The sequence below is a fragment of the Parabacteroides sp. PFB2-10 genome (assembly GCF_029893085.1).
Taxonomy (GTDB): Bacteria; Bacteroidota; Bacteroidia; order Bacteroidales; family Tannerellaceae; genus QVMG01.
In genome coordinates, this window is record NZ_JARXWI010000009.1 from 57,226 (window position 1) to 78,278 (window position 21,053).

Sequence of the window (21,053 nt, forward strand, 5' to 3'; positions counted from 1 at the left end):
AAATGTCCCCTTTCCTCCAACAAATAGCTTCGCTTTTTTATAAAGAATACGGAACGGCTGTCAGCCGCATGGCTTTTGTCTTTCCGAATCGGCGTGCCGGATTGTTTTTCAAGAAATACCTGACGGAGATGGCCGACCGGCCTTTGTTCTCGCCGGCGATATTCACGATACAGGATCTCTTCCTGCAACTAAGTGGCCGGCAGCTGGCCGATCGCACGCAGATGCTCTTCACACTCTACCGGCAATACAGCCGCCTGAGCCCTTCGGCAGAGAGCTTTGATGAGTTTTTCTATTGGGGGGAGATGCTGTTGAACGACTTCGACGATATCGATAAGTATATGGTGAACGCCCGGGAGTTGTTCACCTTAGTGACGGATATTCGGGAGATAGAGAATGATTTTACCTATCTGTCGCCTGAACAGATTGCTGCGATCCGCTCTTTCTGGTCTACTTTTTACCCGAAGGGTGACTCGCCCAACCAGCAGGAATTCCTGAAAGTATGGCAGTTGCTCCATGCCCTGTATGAAGGGCTGCGCGAGGAGTTGGCGGGCGCCAACAAAGGCTACGAAGGCATGATCTTCCGGGATGTGGTGGAATCGCTGGATGAGGCGCAATGTCGGCGTCAATTGGATTATGAACAGATTGTTTTTGTTGGCTTGAACGCGCTTTCGAAGGTGGAGGAGAAGTTATTGCTCTCCCTTCAGCGGTTGGACATTGCCGACTTCTATTGGGATTATGCTTCGAAAAGGGTGAACGATCCCGACAACCGGGCCTCCTATTTTGTGGAACGCAACCGGACGCTCTTCCCTTCGCAACACCCCTTACCCGGTGAAGAGAAGGTCGATACGCGGATCGAAGTAATAGCCATCCCTTCGGGCATCGGGCAGGCCAAGCAGGTCTATTCCATCCTTAGCGACTGGCAAAAAGAAGGAGCCCTGGAGGCAGAAGAGGCATTGCGCACGGCGATCGTGCTGGCCGACGAACACCTGTTGTTGCCGGTGCTCAACTCCATCCCGGAAGAGATACGCTCGATCAATGTGACGATGGGGTATCCATTGACCCATACCCCGGCGGCCTCCTTAGCCGACAGCCTGCTTTCGTTGCAACAGCGGATACGCTACCAGGACGGAAAGCCGTTGTTCTACTATCGCGATGTGTTGCCGGTATTGAATCACCGCTATATTGCCGCCACGGCGCCGGAGCAGGTGAGCGACCTGGTTGCCGCTATGGTGAAAAACAATCGGGTCTATATCGCACAGGAAGAGCTGGGCATCACGCCGTTATTGGCGCTGTTGTTTACTCCCCGCTTGACCACCGACGAACTCACTTCCTACCTGATCGAATTGTTGGAAACCTTAAACCGCGAACTCGATGCCTCACCGTTAGACAGCGAGTTCCTGTTTCACTATTTTACGACAATCAACCGCCTGCGGGAGGTAATCCGCGAGGCAGGTATCGAGATGCATACGGATACCCTGGCGCGGCTGTTGAAACAAATGACCTCTTCCATTACGATCCCTTTCCGGGGCGAGCCTCTGGCGGGTATTCAGGTCATGGGTGTATTGGAGACGCGCGCGCTCGACTTCGACCGCTTGATTATTCTCTCGATGAACGACGGAGTCTTTCCGCAACACCGAACCGCCAACTCCTTTATCCCTTACAACCTGCGACGCGGCTTCGGATTGCCTACCTATGAACACCAGGACAGCGTATGGGCTTATCATTTCTATCGCCTGATACACCGGGCTGAGCAGGTTAGCCTGTTGTATGACACCCGGTCGACCGGCTTACAGACGGGCGAGGTGAGCCGCTTTGTGCATCAGTTGCGCTATCATTACGAAGAGCCGATCGAGCAGAAATTGGTTGTCTACAATGTCTCTTCCACCCGGACGCCGCCCTTGGAGATAAAGAAAACGCCGGAGGTAATGACCCTCCTGGCTGCCTACCGCGAAGGGGGCGAGCGAGCCATTTCCGCCAGCGCGATCAATACTTATCTCGATTGTCCGTTGAAATTCTATTTCTCCGTCCTGGAAGATGTGCAGGAGGAGAAGGAGGTGACCGAAGCGATCGAGAGCAGTATGTTCGGAAGCATTCTGCATAAAACATTGGAAGATCTCTATAAGCCCTATGCCGGTAGGATGGTTACCTCCGACCTATTGAAAAGTATGCGGGAGGATAAGCGGTTGATACCCGACACCATTGCCCGGGCGTTTGCCACGGAGTTCTTCCAGTCCGACAGGGTACGTCCATTGACCGGACAGAATTACCTGATCGGGGAGATGATCCGCAAGTATGTGATGAAGGTCTTGGAGCGCGATGGCCGCCTGACACCTTTCCGCTATCTCTGTTCGGAGCAGCGGGTGAACGATGTGTTCCGCTTGACGGATGGCTCTTCCGTTCGCCTGAAAGGATTTATCGACCGCTTAGATGAGGTGGGCGACGCGATTCGCATTATCGACTACAAGAGTGGGGCGGGCAAGGCGGAGTTCAAGCAGATCAGCCAGTTGTTCGACCTGGAGGAGAAGGATCGCCCGAAAGCGGTGATGCAGGTGTTTATGTATGGCTGGATGTATGCCAAACAAGCTGGTGCCACAGGGCGAAAGATCCAGCCGGCTATCTATTATATGCGCAACCTGTTCAAGCCCGATTTCAACCCGTCGATTCTTCAGAAAGAGGAGCGGGGTAAAGCAATTGCCGTAGAGGATTTCGCGGTTTACAGGGAAGAATTTGAAATGGCTATGCGCGACTGCTTAGACACCATCTTCGACGATCGGACACCTTTCGGGCAGACGCCGACAGAAAAGGCCTGTTCCTATTGCCAGTTTAAGTCGATTTGTGGGAAATAGGGGTTAGAACATCACGCCGATTGAGAAGCTAAGCACATCGTTGCGCATATTGACCCGTACGTCATATTCGCTCATGGAATAGGCGGGGTTTTTGCTTTTGAAATCAGATTCGGTGTGGTTGAGCCCGAATTCGTAATTGAAATCGAAGAAGAGCTGCCAGATCCGGACGCCCACCCCCACGCCAATATTAACACCAAACGGATTGCTCTCGCTGATAAATTCCTGTTTGTTCTCCCGGGCCATGGATTCGTATGTCACCTTATAGTTATACTTGAAGGTGGGACCCGCCATGAAACTAAGGCCGTAAGGCCCTTCCCGCACAATATGATACCCGATAAGCACCGGCACCTGCAGGGCATCTTTCCGCATAGAGAGCTCGGTGTTCAATAGATTTATGTTCGATTCCGCCAGAACAGTCTCCGGCAAGAGGCTTTCCGGTAGGTTGAATTGGAACTCTCCTTCGTAACGGCTCCAGGTGACACTGGGCTGGATAAAGAAGCGATCCATATTGACACGAAAGAACAAAGAGGCCAGGGTGCCTACTTTATATTTCACCTGCACATCTTCCGCGTTTTCCCCATTGACCGTAAGGGTATTGACGACCGGAATAGCGGCGTTGAAACCCAACGTCGCCCCTACATGGAATACCTTCTCTGCGGGTGGCGTGTATGTTTGTTGTGCCTTCAACGACAGAACGCACAACACCCCTATTCCGATGAGAAAAAGACGCTTCATGACCAATTATCTATTTTTTCTTTTTGACCGACCAGCCGAATTTACCGATAAACGAGCCGAGTTCATAATACTTCCCATGCACATAGACCAACAGATTGGCCCGTTCCATATCGAACGCGCCGGTCACGGGATCCAGGTATTTGTCGTCGGCCAATACATTGACCACGTCGGCCACAAACATATCGTGGCTGCCCAGCGCTACAATCTCTTTCACCCTACATTCGATACAGAGTGGCGACTCCTCCACAGTTGGCGCATTTACGATCGACGCCTTGCCCGCCGTCAGCCCCATCTCTTCGAATTTCCGATGATCTTTGCCTGAGTTGACGCCACACCAGTCGGTGGCATAGGCCATCTCTTTGGTGGTCAGGTTGATGACAAACTCCATATTCTCCCGGATCAGTTGATGGGAATGGCGCTCGGGGCGAACGGAGATGTAGCACATCGGCGGATTGGTGCATAAGGTGCCGGTCCAGGCCACCGTGATCAGGTTGTAGTCGGAGGGGTCATTCCCGCAGCTTACCAATAGAGCCGGCAGCGGATAGACCAGCGTTCCCGGTTTCCAGTCTTGCTTCATTACTTGATAACAATATCTTCTTTATTGATTTTACGCTCGCAATACCGGCAACGGATGGCGCCGGTGGCCCGGTCTACCACGTCGAAGCGCGAGAGCATCGGCTCGTTGTTGGTGATACACTTCGGGTTGTTGCATTTCACCAGGCCGATCAGTTCGTCCGGCAGGGTGATGGTCTTTTTCTCTACCACCTCGTAGTCGCGGATGATATTGAGGATCACATTCGGCGCAATCAATGCGATGCGATTGATCTCATCCTCTTCAAAGAATTTGCCGGCAATCTTAATCACGCCTTTGCATCCCATTTTCTTGCTATGGAAATTGTTGCCGATGGTGATCGTATTGTCCATCTTTTCCAGTCCGAGCAGCGAGGCTACCTTAAACAACTGGCTGGGGGGAATATGATCGATCGCCGTTCCGTTTTCAAGGGCGGCCACCTGTAGTTCTTTTTGTTTCTGAGCTGACATATCGGTAGGTTCGTTTAGATTTCTACATTTAATACTTCACAAATAATGGCTTCGCGGGTAAATAGTCCGTTGCGCGCCTGCTGAATATAATAGGCTTTCGGATTATCGTCGACATCGTAGGCGATCTCGTTCACGCGTGGCAGCGGATGCAGGATGCGCAGGTTGTCGCGGCTGCCTTTCAGCATCTCATTGTGCAGGATATACACATTCTTTACCCGTTCATATTCAACCAGGTCGGTAAAGCGTTCCCGCTGCACCCTTGTCATATAGAGGATATCGGTCTGGTTGATAATGTCGGTCGTAAAGTCGCAATGTTCGGTGTATTTGATGTTATGCTTTTCGCAGAAATGCTTTTGTTCTTCCGGCATACGCAGCTCTTCGGGCGCGATGAAATGGAAGGTCGGATTAAAGTGCGACATGCCGACGATCAAGGAGTGTACCGTCCGGCCATACTTGAGGTCGCCCACCATCGTAATGGTGAGATTCTCCAACGTGCCCTGGGTTTTGCGGATGGAATACATATCCAACAGGGTTTGCGAAGGATGCTGGTTGGCCCCGTCTCCGGCATTGATAATTGGGATATCCGTCACCTCCGAAGCATAACGGGCGGCCCCTTCCAGGTAGTGGCGCATGATGATCACATCAGCATAATTGCTCACCATCAGGATGGTGTCTTTCAATGTCTCCCCTTTCGAGGAGCTGCTGGTCGAGGCATCGGAGAAGCCGACCACCTTCCCCCCCAAGCGGTTGAACGCCGTCTCAAAACTCAGGCGCGTGCGGGTAGAGGGTTCGAAAAACAAGGTGGCGGCCACTTTGCCATCCATTATTTTCCGGTTGGGGTTCTCTTCAAATTTCTGGGCATTATCGAGGATGCGGAGAATGTCCTCTTGGGAGCATTGATCAATGGAAACTAAACTTTTACTCTTCATAAGGTGTCGTATTCGTCGTTTATGCAAATGTAGGAAAACTTTAACAATTAATGGTAGATGAAGGCTATTCTCCTGATTTTTTTAGGCCTGAGAAAAAAATCTCAGGTGGATTAAAATGTGTCAATTTGATCGTTTTCAGCGACCCCTCCAATTTACGATTTGTAATTTCCGCCCGACTTTGCGGGCAAAAAAGCGGGGTTTTGGAGACAAACTCCCGGGAGAAACACTTTTTAACGTATTGATTTGTTACAAAAAAGGCCGTTTTGCTTACAATCACGATTTTGGGAATTCATCCTCACGTACCCGAAAAAAACCGTTTTCTTCGCATCCTACGGGAGAAATCCCTACCTTTGCACATTAATAAAAACAGAAATTCAAAAAACATAAGAAATATGTCAGCATTATTTTCAACTACACTCCCCTATAAGGTGGCAGATATGAGCCTGGCCGAGTTTGGCCGGAAAGAAATTGAAATAGCCGAACACGAGATGCCCGGCCTAATGGCGTTGCGCCAGAAATACGCCGGTCAGAAGCCATTATCGGGTGCCCGCATCATGGGGTCATTGCACATGACCATCCAGACTGCTGTGTTGATTGAGACATTGGTGGATCTGGGAGCCGATGTGCGCTGGGCCAGTTGCAATATATTCTCCACCCAGGATCATGCCGCTGCTGCTATTGCCGCAACGGGTGTGCCTGTGTATGCCTGGAAAGGGGAGACATTGGAGGAATACTGGTGGTGTACGGACATGGCGCTTCGCTTTCCCGACGGGAAAGGGCCGCATATGATCGTCGACGACGGTGGCGACGCTTCCCTGTTGGTGCATTGGGGGTATAAAGCGGAAAACGACGCGGCCTCGATCGATCGCAAGGGAGGCAACCTGGAAGAGCAGGTGATTCTGGACACGCTTCAACGGATCCTCGCGGAAGACAACCAACGCTGGCACCGCACGGTAGCCGAGATGAAGGGTGTTTCCGAAGAGACAACCACCGGCGTGCATCGCCTGTATCAGATGATGGAAAAGGGCGAACTGCTTGTTCCTGCCATCAATGTGAACGACTCGGTGACCAAATCGAAATTCGACAACCTCTATGGTTGCCGCGAATCGCTGGCCGACGGTATCAAGCGAGCCACCGACGTGATGATCGCCGGTAAGGTGGTGGTCGTTGCCGGTTACGGCGATGTGGGTAAAGGCTGCTCGCACTCGATGCGTTCATACGGCGCCCGCGTGATCGTGACGGAGATCGACCCGATCTGTGCTTTGCAGGCGGCGATGGAAGGCTTTGAAGTGACCACGATGGAAGAGGCTGTGAAAGAGGGAAATGTATTCGTCACCACGACAGGTAACCGCGATATCATCACGATCGAACACATGGCACAGATGAAAGACCAGGCGATCGTTTGCAACATCGGCCATTTCGACAACGAGATACAGGTAGACAAATTGGTGAATTACCCGAATATCAAACATATCAACATCAAACCGCAGGTCGACAAATATACCTTCCCCACCGGGAACGCCATTTTCTTGTTGGCCGAAGGACGTTTGGTGAACCTGGGATGTGCCACCGGACACCCCTCGTTCGTGATGAGTAACTCGTTTACCAACCAGGTATTGGCGCAGATTGATCTGTGGACCATGCCTTACGAAGTGGGGGTTTACCGCCTGCCGAAACGGTTGGACGAAGAGGTGGCTCGCCTGCACCTGGAACGCATCGGCGTGAAACTGACCCGGCTCACACAGGAACAGGCCGACTACCTGGGCGTATCGCCGGAAGGACCTTACAAAGCGGAACATTATCGTTACTAAAAAATGCAACAACGACATCTCGATCGCCAACAATATTTCAACGAACAGGCATATACGACCCAAAAGTATGTGATCCCTTTCATCGAACAACAACATCCGGTGACGCCCGATGTTGTTGTTCTTGAGATTGGTTGTGGCGAGGGAGGAAATATGAAACCGTTCTTAGATCTGGGTTGCCGGGTGACGGGCATCGACCTCAGCGTCCTGCAGATCGAACGGGCTAAGGAGTTTTATGCTGCCCATCCGCAGAAAGACAACCTGACATTGATTGCCGAAGACATCTACCGGATTGAATCGTTGCCTCAACCATTCGATATCATTATCATGCGGGATGTGATCGAACATATTCCCGACCAGGAACGGTTTATGTCGTTTGTCAAAAAATTCATGAAACCGACCGGTGTGCTTTTCATCGGATTCCCACCCTGGCAGAATCCGTTTGGAGGTCATCAGCAGGTTGTCCATCATCGATTTATCTCACGTCTTCCCTGGATTCACCTGTTGCCCCGACGGGCGTATGCCGCCCTGTTGCGCAGTGGAGGAATAGATCCGGGAGAGATGCTCGATATCAAAAGTACAGGTATCTCGTTGGAACGGTTGGAAAGAATCATACGAAAGGAGGACTACAGGATACGCACGAAAAGCCTCTATGTGATCAATCCGAATTATGAGGCAAAGTTCAAACTATCGCCCCGCAAATTATGGAAATTATTCCATATCCCTTATATTCGTAATTTCTATACGACCTGTGGATATTATCTAATAAGCATGAAGTAAAAAACAATATGTTATACCGTAGTAAAGCACCTTTTCGTTTAGGAATCGCAGGAGGAGGAACCGATGTTTCGCCCTATTCCGACCTGTATGGAGGAGCTATCCTGAATGTTACGATCAATTTGTTTGCCTACGCGACTATCCGTCCGCTCGAAAACGGAAAGATTCGCCTGGTACATACCCATAAAAATATCATCGAAGAGTTTGAAACAACCTCCCAGCTTCCCCTGGAAGGGCCGCTTGTGTTGCAACACGGGATTTACAACTCCATCGTGAAGCGTTACAATAATGGGCAACCGCTCTCCTTCGAACTGACGACACATATGGATGTTCCTTCCGGCTCGGGTTTGGGCACCTCGTCCACCCTGGTCGTCGCTATTTTAGGAGCCTTCACCGAATGGCTGAAACTTCCGTTGGGAAGATACGATATTGCCCATTACGCCTACGAAATCGAACGGGTCGACCTGCAAATGGCAGGGGGTAAACAGGATCAATATGCGGCTACTTTCGGGGGGGTCAACTTCATGGAGTTTCTGCCCGAAGACAAGGTTATTGTGAATCCGCTGCGTATCAGTAATGATATTTTGCAGGAATGGTCCATGAATACGGTTCTCTTCTACAGCAACCTGTCGCGTAGCTCGTCGCAGATTATTGAAGAGCAGGTGGCGAATGTGAAAAACAAAAAAACAGAATCGCTGGAGGCTATGCACCGGGTACGGGAGGAGGCTTTCCGCATGAAGAATTGCCTATTGCGCGACGAGTTGTGGGAACTGGGCAAGGCGCTCAATACCAGTTGGACCAATAAAAAATTGATGGCCAAACATATCTCAAACGAACGGATCGATAACATATATAATACGGCTATGGCGAACGGATCGTTGGGAGGCAAGATCTCCGGAGCCGGAGGGGGCGGTTTTATGTTTTTCTATTGTCCGGGAAATACTTCGTATGCCGTGGCCGATGCATTAACTCAATTAAATGTAGGGGTCATTCACCCCTTCGAATTCAGTAAAAAAGGATTGACAACATGGACAGTGAAAGAATAATCATACAGCAACGTCTCGACGAACACCGTCAGGTGATCGACCGCATACTGGCAGACGAAAGCCTGCAGGCAACTATCGGGGCAACCATACAGATGTTGGTGGATTGTTTCCGCCAGGGTAGAAAAGTCTATTTCTGCGGAAACGGAGGAAGTGCGGCCGACGCGCAACATCTGGCGGCTGAGTTCTCCGGGAAATTCTATATCGACCGGGAGGCATTGCCGGCGGAGGCATTGCATTGCAACACTTCTTATACGACAGCCATAGCCAATGACTATTCGTTTGAACTCGTTTACTACCGCCTGATCAAAGGTATCGGGCAGAAAGGCGACGTATTGGTAGGCCTTTCCACGTCGGGTAATTCCAAAAACATTGTCAAAGCCTTCGAGGTTTGCCGTGAAAAAGGCATCAAGACTATCGGATTTACAGGCGAAAAGGGAGGGGAAATGAAGGCTTTGTCCGACCTGATTATCAACATTCCTTCCAACAATACCCCCCGCATCCAGGAGGCACATATCACTATCGGGCATATCATCTGCGAATGTGTGGAAAAAGAAATCTTTAAATCGCTCTAACATGGAAGCAATCATACTGGCCGGAGGCATGGGCACGCGGTTGCAATCGGTCGTTTCCGACCTACCCAAAGCCATGGCGCCCGTTGCCGGACAGCCGTTTTTGTACTATATCCTGCAATCACTGGAAGCATCCGGGTTCGATCATATCATACTGGCGGTAGGCTACAAACATGAGGTGATCGAAGCATGGCTGGCCGGTTACGCAACCACCATGCGCATATCCATCGTCGTGGAAGAAGAACCGCTCGGAACGGGTGGCGCCACCCGCCTTTCGCTCTGCCAGGCAGAGAGGGAAGATGTCTTTATCCTAAACGGGGACACCTGGTTTCCGGTCGATTACAGGGAGATGCTTACCTGCCACAAAAAGCTCGGAGTAGAAACGACCCTGGCATTGAAAGAGATGAAAGACTTCGACCGGTATGGCATTGTCGAACTAAACGAAGAGGCGCATATCAAAGCTTTCCGCGAAAAACAATATTGTGTTTCCGGATTGATCAACGCGGGTGTCTACCTGATCAACCGCCGTGTACTCCGCGATTACCCCGAACGCTTCTCGTTGGAAAGAGACTATTTCGAGCAGGTAGTGGCCGACGGGAAGCTGGGTGGATTTCCTTCCAACCGTTACTTCATCGATATTGGCATCCCGGAAGATTATGCACAGGCACAAAAGGATTTTGCCGATGGGAAATACAAAACGTTATAGCGCGCTTTTCCTCGATCGCGACGGGGTGATCAACCGGCATCGCCCGGGCGATTATGTGAAAACAGTAGAGGAATTCATCTTTACAGAAGGAGCCTTGAAGGCTTTGCGACTGGTCGCGCCTCTGTTTGATTATATCCTTATCGTCACCAACCAGCGCGGCGTGGGGAAAGGAGTGATGACACCCGATGCCCTGCAAGAGATCCATTCTTATATGCTTGAAGAGATAGCGAGACACGGAGGGCGTATCGATAAGATATACATCGCAACTGCCGTTGCGTCGGAGGATGCCGACCGGAAGCCCAATCCGGGCATGGCTTGGCAGGCAAAAGCGGACTTCCCGGCGATCGACTTTGCCAATAGCTTTATGGCTGGCGACTCACTATCCGATATGCAGTTTGCCAACCGGGCAGGTATCCCGGCGGTACTTATCGGCCATAAAGTCAGCGAAAAAGAGCTTTCTTCCCTCCTTCTTACTGCGCAATACCCGGATTTATTTACTTTTGCCGAAGCAATTCAATAGACGGAACGATATGAAAATAGCTATGTTATCGACTTTCTACCCTTTCCGGGGCGGAATAGCTCAGTTCAATGCCAACCTATATGAGGCGTTGCGCCGGGAACACGAAGTGATTCCTTATACCTTCACCCGCCAATATCCTCAATTTTTGTTTCCCGGAAAGACACAATATGTCACACCCGATGACCAGGCTATCGAAATAAAAAGTATTCCGATACTCGATACGGCCAACCCTTTCAGTTACATCCGGGCGGCCAAACAAATCGAAAAAGAGAAACCGGATCTATTGATTATGAAGTATTGGATGTCCTACCTTTCGCCCTCTTTGGGAACAGTTGCCCGCCGGTTAAAGAAGAGAGGTTGCCGGGTGATCACCGTATTGGACAATGTAATCCCGCACGAACAAAAGTTCTTCGACAAACCTTTCACCACCTGGTTTCTCAAACAAAACAGTGGATTTGTAGCCATGAGCGAGTCGGTTCGCCATGATCTATTGACTCTTCGTCCGGATGCCCCGAATATCATGCTACCTCACCCGCTTTATGATCATTTTGGCGAGAAGGTGGAGAGGCGCCTTGCCTGCGAACAATTAGGGCTTGATCCCGACAAGAAAACACTTCTTTTCTTTGGATTGATTCGCGACTATAAAGGATTAGACCTCCTGATAGAGGCTTTTGAACTATTGGATAGCGAAGAGTATCAATTGGTGATTGCCGGAGAGAGCTACGGATCGTTCCAGAAATACAGCGATCAGATCAGTCAAAGTAAACACCCGGAACAGATCAAAGTATTCAATCGCTACATCGGAGATAATGAAGTACCGCTATTCTTCTCGGCAGCCGATGTCTGCATCCTCCCCTACCGCAGCGCCACGCAAAGCGGAATCACCTCTATTGCCTATCACTTTGAAACACCTTTGCTCGCCACACGTACCGGGGGGTTAGATGAAAGCATCGAACAACAAGGCATCGGCCTGATGATTCCCGACGTAAATGCGGCGTCCATGGCTCAAACCATCCGGGAATTCTACCAACAAGATCCAACCTTTTTCGCTAAAAATTTCGAACGGGAAAAGAAGCTACTCACCTGGGAGGTGTTTGCAAAGCATTTAATAGACTTTTCTAAAGGATTACCTCCTGCACCTTAAACACCAGTTCCATCCAGACCCAGTAGCGAATGGCCTTTCCGGCGAACATGGAGAGTGCCACAATCCACACATTGGCACGCAGGAAACCCAGGGCAACCGCGATGAAATCGCCCACACCGGGCAGGAAAACAAAGAAGCCCGTCCAGGATCCCTGCTTTTGTACCCATTGCTGCACGCGGTCGATCTTCGCACGATCCATCTTCAAATACTTCTCGATCCATTCGATTTTGCCAAGCATGCCCAGCCAGTAGCAGGTCATTCCACCCAGGAAGTTGCCCAAGGTAGCCGCAATCATACAAGGCCAATAGGAGGCTCCCGCCAACATCACCCCGGTAAGCACCACTTCACTGCTGAACGGCAGAATAGTAGCGGCTAAAAAAGCGGCAATAAAAACCCCTATATACCCATAAGTGATTAGAAACTCCATGAGAGCTGAAGTATTAAGAGGGCAGGAAGAGCGATGATCGTTGCAATCATCAGCCAAAAAGTGTAGCGATTCTGCCGCGTGGCAAAGAAATGCGCAATCAATGTAGAGGATGGAACAGCCATCATATGCATAAATTCCACCGAAGCCTGCTCATAGAGAAAGAAAAGAATGGTCGACCACGCGATCAATAACATCAGAAAAGAAAGAAACTCCCGGGTACGCAGGCTATCAGCCAACTCATGAGCCATCACATTAACAAAGGCGGTAACCACCAGCGATACCACAATCAATATCGGAACCCATTCGATCCAATCCGAGAAATGCCAGAAGAAAGGACGGAAATCAGCCAATGATTGTGCCGGAATAGTAAAACAGGTATAGTCGCCTGTCCATACCGCCCAGGCCAATAACAGCCAGTAGACGACTGTAACTCCGATCAGCGAAGCCATAAAACTCTTCGGACTCAACGAACGAAACATATGCATCCCTATCCAAAACAGGGGAACAAACCAAAGAATATGCACCCATAATAGGCTACCTACTCCCAATAGAAAAGCGGCGCCAAATGATCTCCCGACCGAAGTAGGGTCATGATAGGTCGTAAAAAGCAGATAAAGCGCAAACACCAAACAGAACAACGCAAACGAAGTCGATTGCAAAGGGAAAATACAGGCGTTGGTGCTAAGCAATAAAAAGAAGAATAAAAAGGGCAGAAAAGAGCGATCCCTGATCAATACCAGCGCATAACTAACCCTTTGTACCAGAAAAGCGCCACCCAACGCCAGGAGAAATCCGATCAGATACGAGGGAAGCTTCCCGGAAAGGAAACGACTGAGCGATGCCCATACAGGCGTATCTGATGGATCCGCTTCGATGGGAAAGCCGAGCGACACCACATATCCGCCCACCCAACACAACAGGCAGATGCCGATTATATAGACAACGACACCCGGACGATCAAAGCGAATCCTTCTATGTATGTTGGCAGAAACAGGCACTACAAGTCGAATCCTATATCACGACGGAAATATTTTTTTTCGAAATCGATTGCCTTCGCCCCTTCAAACGAACGAGCCAACGCCTCTTCTTTGTCCTTACCGTATGAACTAACAGCGATCACACGTCCACCACTGGTCAGTATCCGTCCGTCCGCTCTGCGAGTCCCGGCATGGAAGACAATGTTTTCAGCCGATACCTTATCCAGGCCTGTGATCTCTTTATCTTTTTCATAGGCCTCGGGGTAGCCTCCGCTAACCAACATCACGGTAACGGCGGCACGCGGATCCTCCCGCATCTCCCGCTTATCAAGGTCGCCGGCAGCGACTCCTTCCAGAAGTTCAACCAGATCGCTCGCGATACGCAGCATCACCACCTCGGTTTCCGGATCGCCCATGCGGCAATTGTATTCGATCACCATCGGTTCGCCTTTCACTTCAATCAGTCCCAGGAAGATAAAGCCTTTATAATCGATTCCTTCCGCTTTCAATCCGGCGACGGTCGGACGGATAATCCGTTCCTCCACCTTCGCCATAAACACCTCGTCTGCAAAAGGAACAGGCGAAACAGCACCCATACCGCCGGTATTCAGGCCGGTATTGCCTTCGCCAATGCGTTTATAATCCTTGGCAACCGGCAGAATCTTATAATGTTCGCCATCGGTCATCACAAAGACAGAACACTCGATCCCGTCCAGAAACTCTTCGATCACCACCGTTTTGCTGGCATCACCAAACATACCATCCAGCATACCGGCCAACTCCTGCTTGGCAACCGCCAGGTCGTCGATGATCAATACCCCTTTGCCGGCAGCCAATCCATCGGCTTTCAACACATAAGGAGCCTCCAACGAGTCTAAGAAGGCATATCCTTCCGCCAGGTTCTCCGTCGTAATGCTCTGATAGCGTGCGGTTGGAATATGATGACGTTGCATAAACGCTTTGGCAAAATCCTTGCTTCCTTCGAGCTGTGCTCCCAGCTTGCTCGGGCCGATCACTGGGATATGTGCCAGCGTCGGATCGGCGCGGAAGAAGTCATAAATGCCTTTTACCAACGGATCTTCCGGACCCACAATCACCATATGCACACGGTTATTCAACACAAACGTCTTGATAGACTCGAAATCATCGGCCTTCATCGGCACGTTCGTGCCCGTTAAAGACGTTCCGGCGTTACCCGGCGCGATGAAAAGTTTATCAACCAGAGGACTTTGAGCTATTTTCCATGCCAAGGCATGTTCACGCCCGCCTGAACCTAACAATAGTATATTCATTTTTTTCGTATCAATTAAAACATGTTCGTATTAAAACTCCTCCCGCCCTCTGTTCTTGAAAGGCTTTTTGGAAGAGTGTTTCTTGAAGTCGCTATCCCCGTCGCGGAAGTGTTTCTTATCGGGTTTCTTCGCCTGGAAAGGCTTACGATCCGGACGACCATCCTTTCTGTCGTCGCCCAGGTAGCGTTTCCCGGGTATATAGGGTGCCTTCTCATCCTCATTTTCCGTGTGAGCCGCTGCAAAACGGCGTTCCGGACGATCCATCTTATCCCGTTTGAAGTCGGGTTTGCGCTGAATAACTCTCCGGGATGAGCCACTGCCGCTGTCTTGCGTCTCATTCAATGCCTTTTTATAGTCTTTGTTTTTCCCGTCGAAGAGTTCATAACAACGGTATTCACACTCCAGCGAACCATTCAATAGTTTCACCTTCTGGCTCGGACGCAATCCGATCTTATCGAAACATTCGTCCTTATAGCTGAGGATCCAGGCGTTATATCCGGTAAACTTATGTTTCAACCGCTCCCCTATCATACTATAAAGCCCCATCAGGTCGCGCGAAGAGATGCGCTCTCCGTAAGGAGGATTGGTCACCAGGATGCCCGGTTGGGGTGCCTCTTCATACTTCTGGAAAGGCAACACCTGCAATTCAATGTATTTGGAAAGTCCGGCATTGCGGATATTCTCCTGCGCACTCTCGATCGCCACCGGCGAGATATCCGAACCATAACATTTGAATTTGAACTCTTTTTCGTTGCTCTCGTCGTTGTAGATACGATCGAACAATTCCTGATCGAAATCGAGCCATTTCTCAAAAGCGAACTCCTTGCGGTGAACACCCGGTGCAATATTGAGTGCGATCATCGCCGCCTCGATCAATAGGGTGCCCGATCCGCACATCGGATCGACTAAGTTCGACTCGCCCCGCCATCCGGTCATCAGGATCATACCCGCTGCCAACACCTCGTTCAACGGCGCCTCCGTCTGATTCGTCCGGTAACCCCGCTTATGCAGGCTCTCTCCCGAGCTGTCGATCGAAAGGGTGCAGTCGTTATGCGAAATATGTATATTGATCCGCAGATCCGGGTTGTTCACCCGCACCGACGGACGCTTCCCTTCCTTCTCCATAAAATAATCCACAATCGCATCTTTGGTGCGATAAGCGACAAATTTGGAGTGATTGAAGTCCTCGGAGAAGATAACCGAGTCGATGGCAAACGTAGTCTCCAGCGACATAAAATCTTCCCACTTCACCTTTTTCACTTCATTATAAACCGTTTCGGCATCTTTGGCCTTGAAATGATAAATGGGTTTCAGAATGCGAAGGGCCGTGCGGCAATAGAAGTTTGCCTTGTAAAGCATCTCTTTGTCTCCTGTAAAAGAGACCATGCGGCGACCTTTTTGTATATCCTGCGCGCCTAAGGCAATCAATTCTTCTGCAAGAATATCTTCCAGCCCTTGCTGGGTCTTTGCCACCATTTCAAAATTCGCGTTATTCATTTTAGTAATTGAAAATTGACTGTTGATAATGGGTATCGATTATTACTTATGTTATATTGTTTCTCTTTCATGTCTTCTGGTGGTAATTACCAATTGTCAATTATCCATTATCAATTGATAAACCGTTTCTCCTGCCTCTACATCGCGTGCGATCCATACGTTTCCACAGATCGTAGCCCCTTTGCCTATGCGTATCTTTCCGATAAGCGTCGCATTGGAATAGATGGTGACATGATCTTCCAGGATAGGATGACGGGCCACCCCACGCACGGGGTTGCCATCCGTGTCGGGAGCCAATTTCTCACCGGCCAGGCTGACCCCCTGGAATATCCGAACATGATGACCGATCACACTGGTCTCGCCGATCACAGTGCCCGTGCCATGGTCGATCGAAAAATGATGACCGATCGATGCCGCCGGATGGATATCGATTCCGGTTTCGGAATGCGCCATTTCGGTGATCATCCGGGGAATAAAAGGAACGCCTAACAGATGCAGTTGATGAGCGATCCGGTAGTTCACGATAGCCCGAAACCCCGGATAGCAAAAGATAACCTCGCCGATATGCTGCGCCGCCGGATCACTCTGGTAGGTAGCCTCTATATCGGTCGCCAGTATGGCACGCAGGTCAGGCAAGGTGGAGATGAAACGTTCCGACAGCGCCTCTGCGTTTTGCCTGATCTCATCCGTCGGGATGGTTCGGCAGGAGGTCTCGTCGAAGCAAAGCCCGGCATGGATTTGGCGGGACAACAGGTGATGCAGGGTCTGCACATTCACCCCGGTATGCAAACGAATGGTTTGCACGTTCACCCGGCTCTTTCCATAATAGCCCGGGAAAAGAATGGCGCGGCACAAATCGATGATCTCTTTCAGCGCGTCGCCCGACGGCAGGGTCTCCTCATCACGGCAGGTATGGTATAATTGTTTATACGAGACCTCGTCCGACAATTGTTCGATCGTCTCGCTCAACACAGCATTATGCGGGAACACGTCCATTCATTTGATTTAATAACATTTCCCTGCAAAAATAGGATTATTTTCGGTTACCAATTCAACACTAAACGGAAATATTTGGTTCCAGGCCTAAAATCTTCACTAATAGCGAAATCGCTGTACTGCACATAGAAGGTCACATAACCCGGACGATACTCCCAGGAGATGGTTTCCGTCCACGCGTGTTCGCCGCCGCCAGGATATACTTCCAGAAACTCCAACGGATAAGGCAGCGGCGTCAAGCCTTCGCTCTGTTGTCCGGGACGCACATAGACATAAGCCATCACGCTCCCCCATTTAAAGATGGTATTGTCGATTTCCGGGGCGCTTTTGTCGCACACAAAATAAGGCGTGTCGCCATCATATTCAATGCGCCAGTCGCGTGAGTCAACTGTGATCTCCACGATCTCCATTTGCGTGCCGTTTTCCGTCACCTCACATCCGGAGAACCCTAAACCCAATACCGCCATAACAAATACCAACAGATACTTTTTCATAACTTTTCATTTTATATTTCTTCCACAAAGATACACTTTCCTCCGCTTATTTCATGCCATGATGTCATTTTGCCCTGTACTTCGCTTCGCTCGTTTAGCGATTATTAATTGCTTCTGATCCTTCGGAGAAGCGAAGGCCGCTTACTAAGATGCTAACAAATGTTAATTTCTCTATTTCCAACAAAATCCCCAATTTACGATTTGTAATTTCAGAGGGACTTTGCGCGCAAAAAAGGGGGACTTCGGAGACAAACTCCCGGGAGAAACACTTTTTAACGTATGGATTTGTAAGTAAAACAGACGTTTTACTTACAGTTCGTATTTTAACATTTGAGAGGTTGGGGTGTACAAATACACGGTGAGAAATCAAATCCTTTCCCTACCTGAACTTCTAAATACTCATTGAGCGAATGAACCGTAAAAAAAACTACATTTGCATAAACTACTGGACAGACTAAATGAAACGTATCTTTTTGATCGGGTATATGGGAGCCGGGAAGACGACTGTCGGGAAAGAGCTGGCGAGGGCGACCGGCCTCTCTTTTATTGACTTAGATAGCCATATCGAGGCGCGCTACCACCGCACGGTCGGGCAGATATTCCGGGAGAAAGGAGAAGCCTGTTTCCGGGACATTGAGCGAAGGATGCTGCACGAAGTGGCTATGTTCGAAGATGTGATCATCTCCACCGGAGGAGGGGCGCCTTGTTTTTCGGATAATATCACCTTTATGAACGAGATGGGGACAACGGTCTACCTGAAGGTTTCGGTCGAAGAACTGGCCAGCCGCCTGACGGTTGCCAAACAGACACGCCCCGTTTTGCAAGGACGCACTGGCGAAGAACTGATCGCCTTTATCCGGGAAAGCCTGGCGACGCGGGAGCCCTATTACACGCAGGCAACGCTTCTGTTCGATGCCGAGGTGATGCTGACCGAGCAGGACGTAAAGTCTATTGCCAGCCAATTGAAGAAACTACTGATATAACGATTGATATGGGAGCAACACATGACAAAACACAAGGAGCGTACAGCCCACAGGAACTATTGAAAGAGCTGACAAAAAGCGGAAACAAACTCCTGATAGGTATTCCCCGCGAGCGGGAGAAGGAAGAACGCCGGGTCGTTCTCACGCCCGAAGCAGTCGATATGTTGACCGATTGCGGCCACCGGGTGATGGTGGAGACCGGCGCCGGCCTGGGCATCAACTACGGCGACAACCACTATGCAGAAGCCGGAGCGGAGATTGTAGCTACGTCTATGGAGGTGTTTCAGGCAGATATCCTGTTGAAGATACTGCCACCCACGGTCGAAGAGGTCATGATGATGCGGCCGCGCACCACCCTTTTTTCCATGACTTCCAAATATATGTTCGCCCCGGAGGCTTTTATCCTGATGATGACCAAACGCATTACCGCTATCGGGTTGGAACTGATCAGTGACAACGATGGGCGTCTGCCGGTATTGAATGTCATTTCAGAGATCGAAGGAACCGCCTCGATCACCATTGCAGCCGAACTATTGAGCAACACACAAGGCGGGAAAGGCATCCTGTTGGGAGGTATCCCGGGGGTATCGCCTACCGAGATCGTGATCGTTGGAGCCGGCAATGCCGGAACCGTTGCCGCGCGGGCGGCCCTGGCGCTGGGTGCCAGCGTGAAGGTGTTCGACGATGATATCAACAAACTGCGGGCGATCCAGAAGACGCTGGGACAGGGACTCTTCACCTCCACCTTCCATCCAAATGTATTACAGAATGCTTTCAGTACGGCGGATGTGGTGATCGGCGCCATGCGTTACATCAATGCCGCCCACCGGTATGTCATAGCCGAAGAGCTGATCCAGACCATGAAACGGGGCGCCCTCGTGATCGACCTGCGTGTCAATCAGGGCGGATGCTTCGAGACCACCTGCAACCTCTCGCCACAGACGCCGCAGATATACGAACAATACGGCGTGCTCCATTATTGCAAACCCAACATCAGCAACAATGTCGCCCGTACCACCTCGATGGCATTGAGCAATATATTCGTACCGCTCCTGCGCGATATGGGCGATATCGGTAGCGTGCAAAACATGATCAAAGCCAATCAGGGGTTCAAACAGGGCGTCTATATGTACACAGGCAAGCCGGTCAACGACTACATATCCTCTTTCTTCGGCCTGCCCTCCAACAATATCGATATCTATCTGGCGGCGTTTTAATACCAACTACTCCTCCAACAATACCCTGGCACTATCCGGATGGCAGGCACCAAGGATACCCAGCCCGTTCTCGACATTGCAGAACAGGGGGATAGGTTCGGATATGCCTGCGTTGATCAATTCGTTTTGAAACGAGCCGTCCGATAGGGCCACCAATCCTTTCATATAATGATAATACTCGCGAGAGAAGGTGTACAGGAAAGCGTAGAAATAGACCTTCGGAGGTGTCTCGGGGAAGATGTCGTTAAACCAGGGACCATCCCCGCCATAATCACTGTACGCGCTATAAACGCGATCGGTTTTCACATGCATCGTATAACTTTTCCCGTTGAAAAGTTCGTCGCTGAACACCCGACCCTGCCTTGAACTAAGGTAGCCGTAGTCGAACAGTTTATCGAGCACGCTCAGGTCGTTCGCAAAAAGAGGTTCGTCGTCATAGTTGATCGACAACGCCTTCCAGCGGTATTCATCGGTGTATTCCTTTCTATGGGGATCCCACACCGGATGGTAGGCCATAAACCGGATGTAATAAAAATCATCTTCTCCCCCGGGATCGGTAAAGGTAACCGACAAACGGTAGGGCACTCCTACTCGCCAGGTATCTTCTTCGTCGACAGCCAGGGGCGTCATGCGGAAGGCATCGACCGGAATAGCCCGTGGCACAACCGACTCGGCCGAGATCCCTTCAAATCCTTCTGCCCGGGCAGTGATCTTTATCCGGTCGCCTGACGCGGGTTTGTAACCGGCGCCAAAGTAACCCCGCCGGATGCTCTCTCCGTCACTCGGCTGCCACGGCATCTTCTCTTTCAGTTGTCCGTTCACATGGAGCTCGACCTCCGCCTGCCAGAGGGAATCGCGAGGCTGATCCTCATCGGTATGAAACCAGCTCTGCGACACGAATGCCTTGACCGGTTCGCCTGCCACAACGATACTGTTCAATACCAGTTGAGGTGGTGTACGCAGGTCTTCCAGATCGATATCCGAATAACAGCCCGATAAACACAGGCATAAATAGGCAATCAAAGGGAGGATATAATAATGTTTCATTT

21 protein-coding genes are annotated in these 21,053 nt (G+C 50.4%); 10 read left to right on the forward strand and 11 right to left on the reverse strand.

Going from position 1 to position 21,053, the window contains the following annotated elements; genetic code table 11:
• Positions 1-2: 2 nt before the first annotated feature.
• Positions 3-2,846 (forward strand): PD-(D/E)XK nuclease family protein, encoded by a 2,844-nt coding sequence (locus tag M2137_RS09745; protein WP_280766242.1) that lies wholly within the window; start codon positions 3-5, stop codon positions 2,844-2,846.
• Positions 2,847-2,849: 3 nt separating this feature from the next.
• Here M2137_RS09745 and M2137_RS09750 read toward each other — a convergent pair whose 3' ends face one another.
• Genes M2137_RS09750 through pyrB form a run of 4 tightly spaced genes read right to left on the reverse strand, consistent with a single transcriptional unit; the run spans position 2,850 to position 5,551 of the window.
• Positions 2,850-3,581 (reverse strand): porin family protein, encoded by a 732-nt coding sequence (locus tag M2137_RS09750; protein WP_280766243.1) that lies wholly within the window; start codon positions 3,579-3,581, stop codon positions 2,850-2,852.
• Between the two features lie 10 nt (positions 3,582-3,591).
• On the reverse strand, positions 3,592-4,158 hold the full coding sequence (locus M2137_RS09755) for a flavin reductase family protein (RefSeq protein ID WP_280766244.1): 567 nt from the start codon (positions 4,156-4,158) through the stop codon (positions 3,592-3,594).
• The gene (gene pyrI / locus M2137_RS09760) at positions 4,158-4,622 is read right to left on the reverse strand and encodes an aspartate carbamoyltransferase regulatory subunit (RefSeq protein ID WP_280766245.1); all 465 of its coding nucleotides are present in this window, start codon (positions 4,620-4,622) and stop codon (positions 4,158-4,160) included. The genes M2137_RS09755 and pyrI overlap by 1 nt, the downstream gene beginning before the upstream one ends.
• Positions 4,623-4,636: 14 nt before the next feature.
• Entirely contained in the window at positions 4,637-5,551 is a 915-nt protein-coding gene (gene pyrB / locus M2137_RS09765; RefSeq protein WP_280766246.1) for an aspartate carbamoyltransferase, read from the reverse strand.
• Between the two features lie 392 nt (positions 5,552-5,943).
• On the opposite strand from pyrB, the gene ahcY reads away from it, so the two are divergent.
• From ahcY to M2137_RS09800, 7 genes are read left to right on the forward strand one after another with little or no spacing between them, the layout of a single operon-like run.
• Positions 5,944-7,362 (forward strand): adenosylhomocysteinase, encoded by a 1,419-nt coding sequence (gene ahcY, locus M2137_RS09770; protein ID WP_280766247.1) that lies wholly within the window; start codon positions 5,944-5,946, stop codon positions 7,360-7,362.
• A 3-nt stretch (positions 7,363-7,365) separates the two neighbouring features.
• The gene (locus M2137_RS09775) at positions 7,366-8,139 is read left to right on the forward strand and encodes a class I SAM-dependent methyltransferase (RefSeq protein WP_280766248.1); all 774 of its coding nucleotides are present in this window, start codon (positions 7,366-7,368) and stop codon (positions 8,137-8,139) included.
• Between the two features lie 8 nt (positions 8,140-8,147).
• On the forward strand, positions 8,148-9,182 hold the full coding sequence (locus tag M2137_RS09780) for a dehydrogenase (RefSeq protein WP_280766249.1): 1,035 nt from the start codon (positions 8,148-8,150) through the stop codon (positions 9,180-9,182).
• Positions 9,164-9,754, forward strand: coding sequence for a D-sedoheptulose 7-phosphate isomerase (locus tag M2137_RS09785; RefSeq protein ID WP_280766250.1), 591 nt, complete (start codon positions 9,164-9,166; stop codon positions 9,752-9,754). Before M2137_RS09780 ends, M2137_RS09785 begins: the two co-directional genes overlap by 19 nt.
• Before the next feature lies 1 nt (position 9,755).
• Positions 9,756-10,457, forward strand: coding sequence for a nucleotidyltransferase family protein (locus M2137_RS09790; RefSeq protein WP_280766251.1), 702 nt, complete (start codon positions 9,756-9,758; stop codon positions 10,455-10,457).
• Positions 10,435-10,977 (forward strand): HAD-IIIA family hydrolase, encoded by a 543-nt coding sequence (locus M2137_RS09795; RefSeq protein ID WP_280766252.1) that lies wholly within the window; start codon positions 10,435-10,437, stop codon positions 10,975-10,977. Before M2137_RS09790 ends, M2137_RS09795 begins: the two co-directional genes overlap by 23 nt.
• A 10-nt stretch (positions 10,978-10,987) precedes the next feature.
• Complete coding sequence (locus M2137_RS09800) at positions 10,988-12,121, forward strand: glycosyltransferase (RefSeq protein WP_280766253.1); 1,134 nt, start codon at positions 10,988-10,990, stop codon at positions 12,119-12,121.
• On the opposite strand, the gene M2137_RS09805 is transcribed toward M2137_RS09800, so the two are convergent.
• The 6 genes from M2137_RS09805 to M2137_RS09830 all read right to left on the reverse strand — a co-directional run bounded on the left by M2137_RS09805 (position 12,096) and on the right by M2137_RS09830 (position 17,804).
• Positions 12,096-12,548, reverse strand: a complete 453-nt coding sequence (locus M2137_RS09805) for a VTT domain-containing protein (RefSeq protein ID WP_280766254.1) — start codon at positions 12,546-12,548, stop codon at positions 12,096-12,098. The two genes, M2137_RS09800 and M2137_RS09805, sit on opposite strands and share 26 nt — an antisense overlap.
• Positions 12,536-13,546 carry a hypothetical protein gene (locus tag M2137_RS09810; protein ID WP_280766255.1) on the reverse strand — a complete coding sequence of 337 codons (1,011 nt, stop codon included), beginning with the start codon at positions 13,544-13,546 and terminating at the stop codon, positions 12,536-12,538. Before M2137_RS09810 ends, M2137_RS09805 begins: the two co-directional genes overlap by 13 nt.
• The gene (gene purD / locus M2137_RS09815) at positions 13,546-14,817 is read right to left on the reverse strand and encodes a phosphoribosylamine--glycine ligase (RefSeq protein ID WP_280766256.1); all 1,272 of its coding nucleotides are present in this window, start codon (positions 14,815-14,817) and stop codon (positions 13,546-13,548) included. Before purD ends, M2137_RS09810 begins: the two co-directional genes overlap by 1 nt.
• Positions 14,818-14,847: 30 nt before the next feature.
• Entirely contained in the window at positions 14,848-16,314 is a 1,467-nt protein-coding gene (locus M2137_RS09820) for a THUMP domain-containing protein (protein WP_280766257.1), read from the reverse strand.
• 96 nt (positions 16,315-16,410) lie between these two features.
• Positions 16,411-17,310 (reverse strand): serine acetyltransferase, encoded by a 900-nt coding sequence (locus tag M2137_RS09825; RefSeq protein WP_280766258.1) that lies wholly within the window; start codon positions 17,308-17,310, stop codon positions 16,411-16,413.
• A gap of 47 nt (positions 17,311-17,357) precedes the next feature.
• Complete coding sequence (locus tag M2137_RS09830; protein ID WP_280766259.1) at positions 17,358-17,804, reverse strand: hypothetical protein; 447 nt, start codon at positions 17,802-17,804, stop codon at positions 17,358-17,360.
• A 458-nt stretch (positions 17,805-18,262) separates the two neighbouring features.
• On the opposite strand from M2137_RS09830, the gene M2137_RS09835 reads away from it, so the two are divergent.
• Together M2137_RS09835 and M2137_RS09840 are read left to right on the forward strand one after the other, a co-directional pair.
• Positions 18,263-18,787 carry a shikimate kinase gene (locus M2137_RS09835; RefSeq protein ID WP_280766260.1) on the forward strand — a complete coding sequence of 175 codons (525 nt, stop codon included), beginning with the start codon at positions 18,263-18,265 and terminating at the stop codon, positions 18,785-18,787.
• Between the two features lie 8 nt (positions 18,788-18,795).
• Positions 18,796-20,004: an NAD(P)-dependent oxidoreductase gene (locus M2137_RS09840; RefSeq protein ID WP_280766261.1), complete on the forward strand. Its 1,209-nt coding sequence runs from the start codon at positions 18,796-18,798 to the stop codon at positions 20,002-20,004.
• Positions 20,005-20,010: 6 nt separating this feature from the next.
• On the opposite strand, the gene M2137_RS09845 is transcribed toward M2137_RS09840, so the two are convergent.
• Complete coding sequence (locus M2137_RS09845) at positions 20,011-21,051, reverse strand: DUF4249 domain-containing protein (protein ID WP_280766262.1); 1,041 nt, start codon at positions 21,049-21,051, stop codon at positions 20,011-20,013.
• Positions 21,052-21,053: the final 2 nt, after the last annotated feature.